The organism is Chitinibacter sp. SCUT-21 (assembly GCA_041874755.1).
In the GTDB taxonomy this organism is placed as follows: Bacteria; Pseudomonadota; Gammaproteobacteria; order Burkholderiales; family Chitinibacteraceae; genus Chitinibacter.
This window is the reverse complement of sequence record CP102611.1, coordinates 2,116,593-2,131,295: the sequence shown is the minus strand read 5'-3', so window position 1 is coordinate 2,131,295 and position 14,703 is coordinate 2,116,593. Positions and strand designations below refer to the sequence as shown.

The 14,703-nt window shown below is 51.3% G+C and carries 14 protein-coding genes; 6 read left to right on the top strand and 8 right to left on the bottom strand.

From position 1 onward, the window contains the following. Positions 1–92: 92 nt before the first annotated feature. Positions 93–1,742 carry a cytochrome c oxidase subunit I gene (ctaD, locus tag NT239_09940; GenBank protein XGA70112.1) on the bottom strand — a complete coding sequence of 550 codons (1,650 nt, stop codon included), beginning with the start codon at positions 1,740–1,742 and terminating at the stop codon, positions 93–95. Continuing rightward, positions 1,739–2,857, bottom strand: a complete 1,119-nt coding sequence (coxB, locus tag NT239_09935; GenBank protein ID XGA70111.1) for a cytochrome c oxidase subunit II — start codon at positions 2,855–2,857, stop codon at positions 1,739–1,741. The genes ctaD and coxB overlap by 4 nt, the downstream gene beginning before the upstream one ends. A 189-nt stretch (positions 2,858–3,046) precedes the next feature. Here coxB and NT239_09930 point away from each other — a divergent pair, with 189 nt between their 5' ends. Further along, positions 3,047–3,814 carry a DUF2189 domain-containing protein gene (locus NT239_09930; GenBank protein ID XGA70110.1) on the top strand — a complete coding sequence of 256 codons (768 nt, stop codon included), beginning with the start codon at positions 3,047–3,049 and terminating at the stop codon, positions 3,812–3,814. Positions 3,815–3,897: 83 nt separating this feature from the next. Here NT239_09930 and NT239_09925 read toward each other — a convergent pair whose 3' ends face one another. Beyond that, positions 3,898–4,827, bottom strand: a complete 930-nt coding sequence (locus NT239_09925; GenBank protein XGA70109.1) for a LysR family transcriptional regulator — start codon at positions 4,825–4,827, stop codon at positions 3,898–3,900. A gap of 105 nt (positions 4,828–4,932) precedes the next feature. On the opposite strand from NT239_09925, the gene NT239_09920 reads away from it, so the two are divergent. Both NT239_09920 and NT239_09915 read left to right on the top strand, forming a co-directional pair. Then, complete coding sequence (locus NT239_09920; protein XGA70108.1) at positions 4,933–5,535, top strand: short chain dehydrogenase; 603 nt, start codon at positions 4,933–4,935, stop codon at positions 5,533–5,535. 309 nt (positions 5,536–5,844) lie between these two features. Beyond that, positions 5,845–6,591 (top strand): transporter substrate-binding domain-containing protein, encoded by a 747-nt coding sequence (locus NT239_09915; GenBank protein ID XGA70107.1) that lies wholly within the window; start codon positions 5,845–5,847, stop codon positions 6,589–6,591. 80 nt (positions 6,592–6,671) lie between these two features. Here the strand turns inward: NT239_09915 and katG are convergent, their stop codons facing one another. Continuing rightward, a complete protein-coding gene (gene katG / locus NT239_09910; GenBank protein ID XGA70106.1) occupies positions 6,672–8,852 on the bottom strand; it encodes a catalase/peroxidase HPI in 2,181 nt (726 codons plus the stop codon). Between the two features lie 333 nt (positions 8,853–9,185). Here katG and NT239_09905 point away from each other — a divergent pair, with 333 nt between their 5' ends. Then, complete coding sequence (locus NT239_09905; GenBank protein XGA70105.1) at positions 9,186–10,703, top strand: beta-lactamase family protein; 1,518 nt, start codon at positions 9,186–9,188, stop codon at positions 10,701–10,703. 17 nt (positions 10,704–10,720) lie between these two features. Further along, entirely contained in the window at positions 10,721–11,110 is a 390-nt protein-coding gene (locus NT239_09900) for a 5-carboxymethyl-2-hydroxymuconate Delta-isomerase (GenBank protein ID XGA70104.1), read from the top strand. Positions 11,111–11,216: 106 nt separating this feature from the next. On the opposite strand, the gene NT239_09895 is transcribed toward NT239_09900, so the two are convergent. Continuing rightward, positions 11,217–12,107, bottom strand: a complete 891-nt coding sequence (locus NT239_09895) for an SPFH domain-containing protein (protein XGA70103.1) — start codon at positions 12,105–12,107, stop codon at positions 11,217–11,219. 280 nt (positions 12,108–12,387) lie between these two features. Here NT239_09895 and NT239_09890 point away from each other — a divergent pair, with 280 nt between their 5' ends. Continuing rightward, a complete protein-coding gene (locus NT239_09890; GenBank protein ID XGA70102.1) occupies positions 12,388–13,134 on the top strand; it encodes a C13 family peptidase in 747 nt (248 codons plus the stop codon). Between the two features lie 19 nt (positions 13,135–13,153). Here the strand turns inward: NT239_09890 and NT239_09885 are convergent, their stop codons facing one another. The 3 genes from NT239_09885 to rlmH form a co-directional block, all read right to left on the bottom strand. Continuing rightward, positions 13,154–13,375, bottom strand: a complete 222-nt coding sequence (locus NT239_09885) for an RNA-binding S4 domain-containing protein (GenBank protein ID XGA70101.1) — start codon at positions 13,373–13,375, stop codon at positions 13,154–13,156. Positions 13,376–13,456: 81 nt separating this feature from the next. Continuing rightward, positions 13,457–14,047 (bottom strand): Maf-like protein, encoded by a 591-nt coding sequence (locus NT239_09880; protein ID XGA70100.1) that lies wholly within the window; start codon positions 14,045–14,047, stop codon positions 13,457–13,459. Between the two features lie 147 nt (positions 14,048–14,194). Then, the gene (gene rlmH / locus NT239_09875; GenBank protein XGA70099.1) at positions 14,195–14,665 is read right to left on the bottom strand and encodes a 23S rRNA (pseudouridine(1915)-N(3))-methyltransferase RlmH; all 471 of its coding nucleotides are present in this window, start codon (positions 14,663–14,665) and stop codon (positions 14,195–14,197) included. Positions 14,666–14,703: the final 38 nt, after the last annotated feature.

Sequence of the window (14,703 nt, the reverse complement as noted above, 5' to 3'; positions counted from 1 at the left end):
TCAAACAGATACCCATAACTGCCGAAAGATGGCAAATACAAAAAACACCAAGGCCAATAGCAATAATTTCAGCGCGGTTTTTAGGTTTTGGCTCATCGCGCATCGCCCTCCTCTTCGTGCTCAACGGCCTGCGCAATCAGACCCCGACGCACTAGCTCGATATCAGGTGGCGATTCCCACGTGTGGTGCGGCGCTGGTGAAGCCACTTCCCACTCCAAAGTATTGCCGCCTTCCCAAGGTTTATCTGGTGCGGGCCCAACGCCACCGCGTATCGTGTGGATGACGTTATAAAAAAACAGTAGCTGGCCAAGGCCAAAGCAAAATGCACCAACGCTGGCCACCGCGTTAAAGTCGGTAAATTGCAGCGCGTAATCAGGTATCCGGCGCGGCATACCGGCCAGGCCCAAGAAATGCATTGGGAAAAACGTCACGTTGAACCACACGATCGACCACCAAAAATGCAGTTTGCCGCGCCCTTCGTGGTACATAAATCCAGTCCATTTCGGCAGCCAGTAATACACGGCGGCAAACAGGCTAAATAGCGCGCCGGCGACGAGCACATAGTGAAAATGCGCCACAACGTAATACGTATCCTGCATTTGCGTATCAATCGGCGCAATCGACAGCACCAGCCCCGAAAAGCCGCCGACGGTAAATAGGCAGACAAAGCCAATTGCAAACAGCATTGGCGTTTCAAACGTCATACTGCCCTGCCACATCGTAGCGATCCAGTTAAAGACTTTCACGCCGGTCGGCACGGCGATCAGCATGGTTAAAAACATAAAAAACAGCTGCGCCGTCGCTGGCATACCGACGGCAAACATATGGTGGCCCCAGACCATGAAGGACAAAATCGCGATCGAGCAGGTTGCGTAAACCATAGACACATAGCCAAACAGCGGCTTGCGGGCAAAAGTCGGAATAATTTGGCTAACAATCCCGAACGCGGGCAGCGCCATGATGTAGACCTCGGGGTGGCCAAAAAACCAGAAAATATGCTGGAACAGCACCGGATCGCCGCCACCTGCCGCGTTAAAGAAATGCGTGCCGAAATGCCGATCGGTCAGCAGCATCGTCACCGCGCCCGCCAGCACCGGAGCTACGGCAATCAGCAAATACGCGGTGACCAAAGACGTCCACGCGAAGAGCGGCATTTTCAGCATCGTCATGCCCGGCGCGCGCATATTCAAAATCGTCGTGATGATATTGATCGAGCCCATAATCGAGCTCAAACCGAGCAAGTGAATACTGAAAATCGCCAAATCCATCCCCATCCCCGCTTGCGCCGACAATGGCGGGTATAAAGTCCAACCGCCAGCTGGTGCGCCGCCAGGTACAAATAGCGAAATTAACAGCAAAGCCGCTGCGGGCGGCAGCAGCCAAAAGCTCCAGTTATTCATCCGCGCAAACGCCATATCGGGCGCGCCGAGCATCAGCGGCAACATCCAATTGGCCAAGCCAGTGAACGCGGGCATGATCGCACCAAACACCATAATGATGCCGTGCAAGGTGGTGAGCTGGTTAAAAAACTCCGGCTGCCAATACTGCATTCCGGGATGAAACAGTTCGGCGCGAATGCATAGCGCCATCACGCCGCCGGTAATAAACATCGCAAAAGCAAACCATAAATACAGCGTGCCGATGTCTTTATGATTGGTGGCATATAGCCAGCGCGCCCATCCAGCATGATGTTCAGCGCTATGCTCACTATGGGTATGTGGGTGTGCAAGGCTAGTCATCATTTGGCGCCTCGTGCTGTTTTAACTTCTTGCGGGTGAACGACATCGGCCTTATTGCCCCAGCTATTGCGCTCGTAGCTAATCACGGCGGCGATTTCAACGTCCGATAAGCTGGTCCACGCTGGCATCGCATTTTTGCCGTTGAGCACGATGTGCAAATGATTAGCCTTGTTGCCGCTGGCGATTTTCGACCCCGCCAGCGCCGGGAATGGGCCGCTGCCTTTGCCATCGGCTTGGTGGCAAGTTTGGCAATTGGCTTCATACACTTGGCGGCCACGCGTGATTAAATCGGCGTCGCTCCACACTTTATTTGGGTCGTCCTGCTGCGCTTTGGCGCGCGCTTGCTGCTCGGCAATCCATTGTTTGAAATCGGTTTCGCTGACCACTTTCACCACAATCGGCATAAACGCATGGCCTTTACCGCACAGCTCAACGCATTGGCCACGATAAGTCCCAATTTTGTCGGCCTTAAACCAAGTATCACGAATAAAGCCGGGAATCGCGTCTTGCTTCACGCCAAACGCGGGCACGCCCCAGCTATGAATCACATCGTTTGCCGTTGTTAAAATGCGAATTTTTTGCCCGACGGGGACGACGAGTTGATGATCAACTTCGAGTAAATAATGCTCGTTCTTGCTACTTTCTTGGCCATTGTGGTTATCAATTTGCGCCTGCGGCGTGGCAAGTTTGCTTTTAAAACCGAAGCCATAATCGAGGTATTCATACGCCCAAAACCATTGAAAACCGGTCGCTTTAATCGTCATCGCCGCGCCACGGCTGTCTTTTTGCGCCAGCACCACACTCGCGGCAGGCCAGGCCATGCCGAGCAAAATCAGCGCGGGGATCAAGGTCCATAAAATTTCAACGGTGGTGTTTTCATGAAAGGGTTTGGCATCGTGCCCTAGCGATTTGCGGTGGCGTAAAATCGCGTAAAACATAAAGCCAAAAACGACCACAAAAATGATCAAAATAATGATCATTAAATAGCTGTGCAGCCCTTCAATTTGCCAAGCAATCTGGCTGGCTGGGGGTTGGAAAGTCCAAAACTCCCCTTCCGCTTTGGCCAGCTGCGTGCAGCCCGCCAAACCGATTAACCCTAGTCTTGCTCTTCCCAGCATCGCTGCACCCCGCTAGCCACTGTGTTTCTTTACGCTAGCAAACTTTTCAGCTTTCTCAAGGATTCCAAGTTATTGATTTATAAAGACTAAAATTGTGCGTCGCAACAAAGCCGTCTATCGGATCAACAATCCAATAAATGCCAAAACAGTCTAACAAGAACTATTACCATCCTTTCAGGGAGAAGGATCATGGACATGCACCTTTCCGAATTGGATCAACACTTTACGATTCCAAAGACGCGCAAAGTCGGCGCAGATCGGCCTATCGCTTGGCTAAAAATGGGAATGGCCGATTTATTGCAACACCCGGGCCCTAGCCTCACCTACGGCGGCATCGTTACCGTGGTGGGTTGGTTGATGCTTTCCATGGTCGACCCGAACGGGCACTTTTTCGCAACCTTGGTTACCGGCTTTTTATTATTGTCGCCACTGGCTGCGGCGGGGATTTACGAGCTAACGAGCGAGCGCGAAGAAGGTCGTGAAACTTCATTTATGCAGTCATTGCACGATATGGGTAAAAACCTGAGCCAGATTGCATTTTTGGGTGTGATTCTGGGCATGGTGGCGATTGCGTGGGAACGCGTTTCGGCGATTTTATTTGCTCTGCTATACGGTGGGCAAGTACCTGCCGGAACATCAATTATCAGCGCACTGACAGGCGAATACCTCAACTTCACCTTGGTTTGGGTCGCCGCGGGTTTTGTGCTGGCTTGCTTTGTATTTGCATTGTCTGCCGTCTCGATCCCGATGCTGGCCGATCGCGAAGTAGATAGCGTCACCGCCATGATGACCAGCTTGCGCGCCGTGGCCGAAAACATCGGCACCATGGTCGTGTGGGCAGCCTTGATCGTTACCCTCACCGCGATTGGTTTTGCTACCTATTTAATTGGCCTCGTCGTGATCTTCCCGCTCTTGGGGCACGCCACTTGGTATGCGTACAAAGAGATGGTTGAATAGTCGCAACCCCTATTCACTGCATCTCCAAAAGCCAGACAGCGCACAGCGTGCCTTGTCTGGCTTTTGTCTGATTGGGCTTGGGCTTAATTAAGCATTTGGCTTTGCTCGGGCGCAGCAAACCAATGAGCGAGAAAGTCGACCAAGGCCTTCACCTTCGCCGGTTGTGGCAAACGTTGCGGATAAATCATATACATCGGCAATCCGCGCAATTGATACTCGGGCAATACACGTATCAGTCGCCCCGCGGCCACGTCGCCTGCCACTAAATAGCCCGGCAAACGCGCCACACCTGCGCCGAGCAAAGCAAAATTGCGAATCAAGGCGTAATCATTGGCCTGAAATGGCGCAGAAACAGTCACGCTAAACAGTTGCCCATCGCGCGTCATCTCCCACACTTGCGCCTGCGCGAAATGGCTATTGAGTAAGCACGGTACCTGCGCCAAATCGGCCACTTGCGCTAGCGGCGGCTGCGCTGCCAAACATTCAGGCGTTGCCACCAACCAATCGTGCACCATCGCCAAAGGGCGACAAATAAGCCGCTCAGGTGGCGGCAAATTGGCGCGGATTGCTAAATCGTAGCCTTCGGCTTCTAAGTCGCGCGGCACGGTGGATAAATCCAATTCAATACTGAGCAGCGAATATTGCGCACGAAATGCCAGTAAAGCCTTGGCCATAAACACCCCACCAAAACTGGTCGGCACCGTGATGCGCAAATGCCCCGCGATCGTTTGCCGCTGTTCGGCCAATTCCAATTGCGCCGCTTGCAGCCGCGCCTGCCAATCTTGGCAATGCGCCAGATACAGCTTGCCCGCTTCGGTCAAATGAAGACGCCGCGTGGTGCGATACAACAATTGCGTACCCAGCGCGTGTTCCAGTTGCTGAATTTGTTTGCTCAGCAAGGCTTTTGAAACGCCCAACGCTTGGGCCGCCTTGGTGAAACTGCCGTGCTGCATCACGGCGGCAAAAGCCATTGCCCACGGCCAATGTTGCTGCAGTTGTAGCCAGTCCGTCATATTGTTTCCAATAGGTAAACAATGAGTCCATTTCTAGCTAGTTTATCGCCAAATTGCACCGCATTACCATTGATTCATGAATAACACGGAGCAAGGAGCTACACCATGAAAATTCTACTGATCGGCGCCAATGGAACCATAGGCCAAGCGGTACACCAAGAACTCGCAGCGCGGCACGACATCATTACCGCTGGGCGCAATAGCGGCGATATTCGAGTGGATTTAAAAGACTTTGCCAGCGTGCAGGCGATGTATGCCCAAGCCGGGGCGGTGGATGCGGTGATTTCCGCCGCGGGCAATGTGCATTTTGGTACGCTCGCCGACATGAGCCCCGAGCTAATGGGCATCGGTTTGGCTGATAAATTAATGGGGCAAGTGAATTTGGTATTGGCAGGCCAACACCTACTCAATGATGGAGGCAGTTTCACGCTGATTACTGGCGTACTGACTCACGACCCCATCGTGTACGGTAGCAATGCCAGCCTCGTTAACGGCGGGCTTGAAAGCTTTGTGCGTGCAGCGGCGATCGAATTGCCGCGTGGCTTGCGCATCAACGCGATTAGCCCCAGCGTTTTGATCGAATCGCTCCCCAGCTACGGCCCATACTTCCGCGGTTTTGAACCCGTCGCCGCCGCCAAAGTAGCGCGCGCCTTTAGCAAAAGCGTAGAAGGCCAACAAACTGGGCAGGTGTATAACGTTGTAGGCTAGATATTATCTAGTGTTCAGACATATACATAAAGGGTTGCATAGCAAGCAGCCCTTTTAAAATACTCAACAAAAGCGCTCCAGCATGATTGCTTCGCTCGGTCGTGTAAGCTCTGCGGTTTAATCGCCGTGCATATCGGGATGAGCGTGGGTCAACGCATTTATCCCGATGGCTGATTCAACAAGCTAAACCCCCGCATTCAATAACACAACCGCCAATCCGAAAAACGCGTCCTGCTAAGCAATCACCCAAGGTGAGTATAAGCTTAGCAACTATAAACTAGAGTTAGATGCGGATAGAGAGGGATCATCATGCGCTATTTGGTTCTGCTCATTGGTTTAATTGTTTCGCTGCACACCTCTGCAACGGGGCCAACTTGGCGCACAGCCGCAGAAGAAGACTCCATCTTAAAGTGGAAAACACCAAAGGAAGGTTTTTGCCCAGCTTTATTTGCTTTATTAAATAAAGAAGGCCAAACCATTGAATATGTACCCGAATTTGTGCCCCAGAAACGCATCGAATACTGGATCAAATCGGGTGAGCTCGACTTAATGTGTGGTCTGGCAAAAACAGAAGCCAGAGAGCAGAGCTATAGCTTTATTAATATCCCAATTTATCGCCAAGATTATGTGCTCGTTGCCCGTCGAGATGATCCCGTATCGCCCAAATCTTGGGATGAAATCAAAGCAATGGGTAAAGATGCCATTATTTTATTAAATCGGGACGGTCCTTTTGTTAGCTATTTACAAAAAATAGGCGTCACGCATGTGGATTCCGAAGCGATTGATATTGAGGCTAATTTTCGCAAACTCATGGCTCATCGCGGTCGTTACACCTTTCACGCTCATCGGGTGGCACTTAAAACGATGAAAGACATGCAACTCCAAAATGAGCTGCGCATTATTTATCCACCGCTTGATTCGGTGCCGTTTTACCTCCTAGTTGGCAAGCACATTTCGCTGGAGCGACAAAAAGCGCTAGAAAATGCACTATCGCAATTAGAGCGCAAAGGCGAAACCCAAAAACTAGCCAAGGAATGGTTTACCGTCACGCCTTGAGCATCGAGTCTGATTCAAAGTCAAAATAAAAAGGGCTGCAAATGCAGCCCTTTTTTAATGCAGCAAACTTTAAGTAGTGTTTAGCGCAAATCGAAGCGATCCAAGTTCATTACTTTGACCCAAGCGGCGACGAAATCATTGACGAATTTTTGTTGCGCGTCGCTTGCTGCGTACACTTCGGCCAAGGCGCGTAATTGCGAGTTTGAACCGAACACCAGATCAACCGTCGTGGCAGTCCATTTTTGCTGGCCGGTTTTGCGATCTGTACCGACTAGCACACCGGCGGCGTCCGATTTTTTCCATTGCGTATTCATATCGAGCAGATTCACAAAGAAATCATTGCTCAATACGCCAGCTTGCTGCGTGAATACGCCGTGCGCATTTTGGCCGATATTCAAGGCACGCAAACCACCGATCAGCACCGTCATTTCTGGCGCGCTCAGGGTCAACAATTGCGCTTTGTCGATCAATAGTTCGGCCGCGTACGCTTCCAAACCTGCTTGGGCGTAATTACGGAAACCATCGGCTTTGGGCTCGAGTACGGCAAATGATTCAACGTCGGTTTGCTCGGCAGACGCATCCATCCGGCCGGCGCTAAATGGCACCGTAATGCTGTGACCCGCTTTTTGCGCCGCCGTTTCAATCGCCGCACCACCCGCCAACACGATCAAATCGGCCAACGATACTTTTTTGCCCGACGTTTGCGCCGCGTTAAATTCATTCGCAATCGCTTCGAGTTTGGCGATAACCACTTGCGTGCCTTGGTTCGCCGCCCAATCTTTTTGCGGCGCCAAGCGAATCCGCGCACCATTCGCGCCGCCGCGTTTATCGCTGCCGCGGAAAGTCGACGCCGAAGCCCAAGCAGTGGCAACCAATTGCGACACGCTCAAACCCGATGCCAATACTTTGGCTTTCAGTTGCGCGATGTCTGCGTCGTCGACCAATGCGTGGTTAACGGCTGGAATCGGGTCTTGCCAGATCAATTCTTCTTTCGGCACCAATGCGCCCAAGTAACGCGCACGTGGGCCCATATCGCGGTGCGTTAATTTAAACCAAGCACGGGCAAAGGCATCGGCAAATGCTTGTGGGTCTTGGTGGAAACGACGCGAAATTTTTTCAAATGCTGGGTCAAAGCGCAGCGACAAATCTGCCGTTGTCATCATCGGTGGATGTTTTTTGCTTGGATCGTGCGCATCCGGAATCATGTGTTCTGGTTTCACGTTCTGCGCCACCCATTGATGTGCGCCCGCTGGGCTCTTCGTCAACGCCCATTCGTAGCCGAACAGCATATCAAAGTAGCCATTATCCCAAGTCGTTGGGTTGGGTTTCCACGCGCCTTCGATCCCGCTGGTCGTCGTGTGTACGCCTTTGCCGCTGCCCAATTGGTTGATCCAGCCCAAGCCTTGCGCTTCAATCGGCGCAGCTTCTGGCTCTGGGCCGACCAAAGTTGGGTCGCCCGCGCCGTGTGCTTTACCAAAGGTGTGACCACCCGCAACCAAGGCGACGGTTTCTTCGTCGTTCATCGCCATGCGTGCGAAAGTATCGCGCACGTCACGGCCTGAAGCGACTGGGTCTGGGTTGCCGTTCGGACCTTCTGGATTTACATAGATCAAGCCCATTTGCACTGCGGCCAGCGGATTTTCCAGTTGGCGATCGCCTGAATAGCGCTCATCCCCCAACCAAGTTTTTTCTACGCCCCAGTAAATGTCTTCTTCTGGCGCCCAAATGTCTTCGCGACCGCCGGCAAAGCCAAAGGTTTTAAAGCCCATTGATTCGAGCGCAACATTGCCCGCCAAAATCATCAAATCGGCCCAAGAAATTTTACGGCCGTATTTTTGTTTAATTGGCCACAGCAAGCGGCGCGCTTTATCCAAGTTACCGTTATCGGGCCAGCTATTGAGTGGCGCAAAACGCTGGTTGCCGGTACCGCCACCACCACGGCCATCGCTAGTGCGGTAAGTACCGGCCGAGTGCCACGCCATGCGGATCATCAAGCCACCATAATGGCCCCAATCGGCTGGCCACCAGTCTTGCGAATCGGTCATCAATTCGCGCAGATCTTTCGTTAGCGCGTCCAGATCCAGCGTTTTAAATTCTTCGGCATAGTTAAAGCTCTCGCCCATTGGATTGGATTGGCTAGAGTGTTGATGCAAGATATTGAGCTTGAGTTGATTCGGCCACCAATCGGCGTTGGACGGCGCTGCGGCCTGAACATTTTTAACGCCACCGTGGGCGAATGGGCATTTAGATTCTTGAGTCATTTTGCTACTCCTGCACTAGAACTGTGATGGGTTTACTGTAGAGTGAGATCGCAATAAGAGCTAATTGCATTTCATAATTGATTCGATAGCCTGTGCCCTATCGGCAGAGGCTAGCCATTTGATTATGAATAAAAAAATCAGATGCCTGCCCAAACAAGACATTTGGGCAGTACATCAAATATAACAATTTGTAATGATTACCCTTCCAATTAGACCAAATAGATATTTAGTTCACAATGTACTATTACGCGCTTGATCAAGCACTTAGCGATGAATTTAAACTCGGCGATTGCTGATTAATATTAAACACAGCAAAATACCTGTGAAATTTTAATGACAGCCAAAGAGCCTTTGCCGATGAAGCCCTTCCTGATTGCGAGCGCGTTTTCACTGCTGTACGCACAGCCTATTTTTGCCGCATCAGTCGATCAAGTCAGCCCAGAAAGCCAAGGGCTTAGCTCGGCCAAATTGGCCAAAATGCTGACTTATTTGCAGACGCCGGGCACCAATGTCGATAGCGTCATCGTCGCCCGCAACGGCCAGATCGTGCTGGAAACCTACGCCGCGCCCAACCGCGGCGACATCGTGCATCAGGTCAATTCAGTAACAAAAAGTGTGATGTCGGCCTTGCTCGGGATTGCGATTGGCGAGGGTAAATTGAAATTGAGCAACACAGTCGCCGACATCCTGCCGCAGTATGCGAATTTGCCAAATGGCAAAACCCTAACAGTTGAGAAATTGGCCAGCATGTCGACCGGCGTTGAGTGGGACAGCGAATTCTTTGGCGGTTTGAACGACTGGGGCAAAGTGCGCGAGGCGGACGATTGGATCAAAGCGTATTTAAGCTACCCGATTAATCCCGATAAAGTCGGTCAATTTAACTACAACAGCGCCGAATCAGATCTGCTCGGCGCATTGATTAGCGCCGCGACGGGTATGCCATTGGCCGACTACGCCGAAGCCAAACTGTTTAAGCCGCTGGCGATCAAGAACACGCGCTGGGTGCAATTGCGCGATGGTCGCTACGGTGGCGGGCGCGGCTTGTATATCTTGCCGCGCGATATGTTGAAATTTGGCGAGCTCTATCGCCAACAAGGTCAATGGCAGGGTAAGCAAATTATTCCTCAGCAATGGGTAGCCTATAGCACCGAAAAACGGGTCGGCACTGGCAGTAAGTTTTCGTTTATTCCAGCCTACGGCGCACAATGGTGGGTGGGTAATGGTTGGTATGCCGCGATGGGCTGGGGTGGGCAAACGATTGCGGTCTTTCCGAAAGAAAACATCACCATGGTGATGACGGCCAAAAACCAGCTCAATGAAATGAATGCGATCGGGCTTGATCAGCTGCATCAGCGCTTTTTACAAAGCGATGCATCAGCCGCCAGCGATCCAGCAGCCAAGCAACAATTAGCACAGCAGATCAGCCAATTTGAAAAAGGCACTGCGGCAAGCACTTTGCGCTCACCGCTGGAAAAGAAATTGCACAATAAATCGATCCGCTTTAATGATTTCTGGCTATCTAAAATCAAATTCACGCTGGATAAAGACCAAGCAGTCATTGAATATCGCAACAGAGAGACGCCACAAGATAGCGAAAAAATTTCAACTGGTTTTGCAGGTGATTGGAAATACTCCACCTATCAATATCCAGTCAACGATGAATGGCGCAAGTCGGCACCCAACAGCCAATACGCATCGCGGATGCAATGGCTAGATCAAACGACGCTGTTGATCGAACACTTCCCCCCTGAGGAATACACGCACTACAGCCTGAAATTAAAATTTAAAGGCGAGCAGGTGTATGTGGAAGATAGCCCGTGGGCGAATGTGGACGAGGGAATTCTGGAATAGCCTTAGCGACTAGCAAGATGCCTAATTTAACGCTTGAATACACCGCGAACCTCAGCGATTTTGACGCGGTCAAAAATCTGGCCAGCCTGAATCAATACCTGATTGAGACTGGCCTATTTAAAGAAATTGAAATCAAAAGCCGCGCAATCGCCTTGCACGATTTTCGGATTGGCGGGTCTGCGCAAAACAGCGCTTTTGTTCATGCTACGCTGTCGATTTTGCGCGGCAGAAGCGTTGAAACGCGGCGCGAATTATCTGAGGGCCTGCTCCAAACATTGGCATCACATAACGATTGGAGCGCGACCATCAGCACCCAATTGCGGACAGAAATTCGCGAAATTGATCAGGATACGTATTGCGGTTTGACCGTAGGATCTGCGCACATTGCCAACACCATTCGCTCATAGCCTATATCATGGGTATATAGACAAAGCCTAACCTCATCAAGGTCCAAATAGAAATACCCCTACCGATATTGACGGCAGGGGTCATTTGAAATTGACACAACCAGATTTATTTCACGCCCACCATCGCCGTGGTGTTATTGCCCAAACTCGTCGTAGGCAATTGGCCATTCCATTTCTCGATCCACAACGTTTGGTTTTTCACTTGCGCGGCTTCGGCGCCGTATTTTTTAATCGCCTCACCAACGACTTCCAGCGCTTTGGCGTCACCTTCCGCCTCGGCGATTTTCGCCTCGGCCTTACCTTTCGCTACCGCTACCGCGTTGGCTGCATCGGCTTGGTTTTTGCGCAGCAAGGCTTCTGATTGCAGTGCTTCTTGCGTGGCTTGAATCTTGGCGTTGATCGCACTTTGAATATTCGGCGGCAAGCGCATTTCGTTTACAAAACCAAATTGCTCAACGACGATGCCGTACTGATTCATTTCCTGATTAATCTTGCCGCGCACTTGTTCGGCTAGGCGTATCTTACCGCCGGCAAGTAAACCTTCCGCATCGTACGCTGTGCCGTAACTATTGAGCGCGTTACGAATCGCATTGCGGATAATCTGGCTGGTGATTTCCTCGTAACCACGTTTGTATTTCTGGTACAGCACTGGCGCTTTGCTCGAATCAATGCTGTACGAAATACTGATATCCGCGTTGATCACGACACCCGACGCGACCTGAAAATTCATCGACTCATCGGTTGGCGAGCCTTCCGATTTTGATTGCGTCCACGTGTAGGTTTGCGTAAACGTCGGAAATTCGACGACGCTGGTACCGATGCCGATAATATGCCAACCGCTGGATAAGGGCACCGGCTCCACCTTGCCGTCGATGCGGTTAAATTCAACGCCCACATGGTTTGCCGCCACCGAAGCCACAAAAGCATTCACGGCAAAACCCAAACCGACCAGCGCGGCAACACCACCAACGATACGAATATCGCGTAATCCGTTCATTTTCCTCTCCTAGCATTTTGATTGTCTGCGTGCCGCCCAGTGCGTCGGCCACGAAGATCAGTCTATGCCAATGGTTTAAAGAGGACTATTCGGCTTACTCGAAGCAATCGTCAGGTTTTTCCAAACAATAATTCGATGAAAAATAATTTAATATTTGCTTACTTGTGGCGTTAGAATATGAAAAATTCAACGGGTCACGATAATGAAAAAATGCCTTAGCCTCGCATCTTTGTGCCTACTGAGCGCTTGCGCCAGCATTCCGCCACAAAGCGTTTCGCAAATGGAAAAACTGATTGATCAACAATTAGCGCAGATTCCGGAAGGGGTTGCGGGCAAAAAAGAGGCCTTCTTACTCGTTGTCGCAGGTTTTGATGAACCCGCTGTTTTTAGTAATGAGCTGCATTTAGCCGCAACAAAAATTGGTGGCGCGTTTAATGTGCAAAATCGCATTCTGCGCTTGAGCAATAATCGTAAAGATGCGGAGACACTGCCACAGGTCAGCCCATTTATGCTCAAGCTAGCCATTCAAAAGCTGGCTAACAAAATGAATTTAGACGAGGATTTATTTGCCATTTACCTCGTTTCACACGGTTCCAAACAAGGCCTCGCGCTAAAACGCGGAACAGATCAACCCGTATTGTCGGAAGTTGTAGGCTTGCAAGATGCGTTTGAGCAGGCTGGCGTGCAATGGCGCGCGGTATTTGTTTCGGCCTGCTATTCAGGTGTTTATCACGACAGCCTGAAAGGCGACAAAACACTGATCATGACCGCGGCTGACGCCGAAAATACATCATTTGGCTGCGGCTTTGGCTATAAATACACGTATTTTGGCCGCGAATTTCTGGATGATCGCGACTTTTCGCAACCCATCGACTGGTCTGCGATTTACCTAGATACCACTCGCAAGATCAAAAGGCGCGAAAGCCTAGCTGGCATCCGCCCATCGAATCCTCAGTTTGCCATGGGCGACGCAATGGCCAATTACCTAAAAAATTGGCCATCACTCGACATCGCAAAACAGCCCTAAGCAAATCGCCGCGGATTACTTATTTTGCTTGCACCACTTCAATCGTTTCACCCAAGGCAGAAACGACCATGCCAGCGCGGATTTTGGCGGTTTTGCGCGTATCAACTTGGCCATCGACCTGCACGTCACCTGCGGCAATCATCATTTTCGCGATGCCGCCCGACGGCGCGATGGCAACGGCTTTCAGTAAATCGCACAGCGCGATGTGTTCGTGGCGTAATTCAAAAACATGCTTAGCCATTTTGCCTCCTTAAGGGTATATAAACACAAGCCTTTATCAGAAAGGCTTTTAATAAGATACAAGCTTGGGTATAGGGGCAAATTAGACCGCCATCAAGCCCAACCCTTGCTTAGCGATCAATTGCGCCGTTTCATACAGCGGCAAGCCCATCACGCCGGTGTAGCTGCCTTCCAGATGCGCGACAAACAAACCGCCAACGCCTTGAATACCGTACGCGCCGGCCTTATCCATCGGCTCGCCGCTAGCAACGTAGGCTGCGATTTGCGCCGCGCTTAAAGGTGCAAACGTCACGCGGCTGATATTAAGCATCGTCTCAACGCCGCTTTCAGTGCGCAGCGCCAAGCTCGTCATCACTTCATGCGTGCGGCCCGAGAGCTTTTGCAGCATTGCCGTCGCGTCGGCGGCGTCGAGCGGTTTGCCTAAAATTTCATCGCCCAACACCACCGACGTGTCGGAAGCCAACACCGGTTTCAGTGCCAAGCCCATGTCCTGCAAATGGCGCCAGCCCGATTCTGCTTTTTCGACCGCCATGCGGATCACATAATCGCGTGGGTTTTCATTGGTCAACGGCGTTTCATCAATCGGCGCGGCAATGCGCTCGAAAATCACGCCGGTTTGCGCCAGCAATTCTTTACGGCGTGGGCTGCCGGAAGCCAGATAGAGTTGGGTCATGTTAGTCCTTAGCACGATTGCGCTCGCAATAAAGCGTAGCGAAAAGATCGAAGACAAGGCAAAAAATCATGAAAAACCGGAATTTACATCAAGTAAATGAGGATTTTGAATGATTTTTTAACGCCGTATTCGAACTTTGCAGCCGCTTTATTCGCGGTGATAGGGATGGTTATTGAGAATAGATACCGCCCGATACAGCTGCTCGGCCAGCATCACGCGCACCATGCCGTGCGGCAGCGTCATCGCCGACAGTTGCAGCAATTGATCGGCACGCTGCTTGATTTTTGGGTCGAGCCCGTCGGTGCCGCCGATGATAAACACCGTTTCGCGGCCGTCGATTTGCCATTGCTTCATGTTTTCAGCCAGCTTCATCGTCGTCCAGTTCGCGCCGCGCTCATCCATCGCCAATACGCGCGCATCATGAGGGATCGCGGCCAAAATACGCTCGGCTTCTTCGGCCATCACCTGCTGCGGCGTGCGTGCGCTGATGCGTTTATCAGGCTTGAGCTCGGTCAGCGTCAGCGCAAAATCGCGCGGCATGCGCTTGGCAAATTCGTTGTAGCCTTCAGAAATCCAATCGGGCATTTTGTGGCCGACGGCGATGATATTCAGTTTCATAGCAAATGGTCTGGATGCAGTGATAGCGATGGTAACAG

What these genes read in the sequence shown, in the direction of transcription:
- NT239_09900 (XGA70104.1), top strand. Translation starts at nt 10,721, where the DNA reads ATGCCTAATTTAACGCTTGAATACACCGCGAACCTCAGCGATTTTGAC.
- coxB (XGA70111.1), bottom strand. Translation starts at nt 2,857, where the DNA reads ATGCTGGGAAGAGCAAGACTAGGGTTAATCGGTTTGGCGGGCTGCACG.
- ctaD (XGA70112.1), bottom strand. Translation starts at nt 1,742, where the DNA reads ATGATGACTAGCCTTGCACACCCACATACCCATAGTGAGCATAGCGCT.
- NT239_09905 (XGA70105.1), top strand. Translation starts at nt 9,186, where the DNA reads ATGACAGCCAAAGAGCCTTTGCCGATGAAGCCCTTCCTGATTGCGAGC.
- rlmH (XGA70099.1), bottom strand. Translation starts at nt 14,665, where the DNA reads ATGAAACTGAATATCATCGCCGTCGGCCACAAAATGCCCGATTGGATT.
- NT239_09885 (XGA70101.1), bottom strand. Translation starts at nt 13,375, where the DNA reads ATGGCTAAGCATGTTTTTGAATTACGCCACGAACACATCGCGCTGTGC.
- katG (XGA70106.1), bottom strand. Translation starts at nt 8,852, where the DNA reads ATGACTCAAGAATCTAAATGCCCATTCGCCCACGGTGGCGTTAAAAAT.
- NT239_09925 (XGA70109.1), bottom strand. Translation starts at nt 4,827, where the DNA reads ATGACGGACTGGCTACAACTGCAGCAACATTGGCCGTGGGCAATGGCT.
- NT239_09880 (XGA70100.1), bottom strand. Translation starts at nt 14,047, where the DNA reads ATGACCCAACTCTATCTGGCTTCCGGCAGCCCACGCCGTAAAGAATTG.
- NT239_09915 (XGA70107.1), top strand. Translation starts at nt 5,845, where the DNA reads ATGCGCTATTTGGTTCTGCTCATTGGTTTAATTGTTTCGCTGCACACC.
- NT239_09895 (XGA70103.1), bottom strand. Translation starts at nt 12,107, where the DNA reads ATGAACGGATTACGCGATATTCGTATCGTTGGTGGTGTTGCCGCGCTG.
- NT239_09930 (XGA70110.1), top strand. Translation starts at nt 3,047, where the DNA reads ATGGACATGCACCTTTCCGAATTGGATCAACACTTTACGATTCCAAAG.
- NT239_09890 (XGA70102.1), top strand. Translation starts at nt 12,388, where the DNA reads ATGGAAAAACTGATTGATCAACAATTAGCGCAGATTCCGGAAGGGGTT.
- NT239_09920 (XGA70108.1), top strand. Translation starts at nt 4,933, where the DNA reads ATGAAAATTCTACTGATCGGCGCCAATGGAACCATAGGCCAAGCGGTA.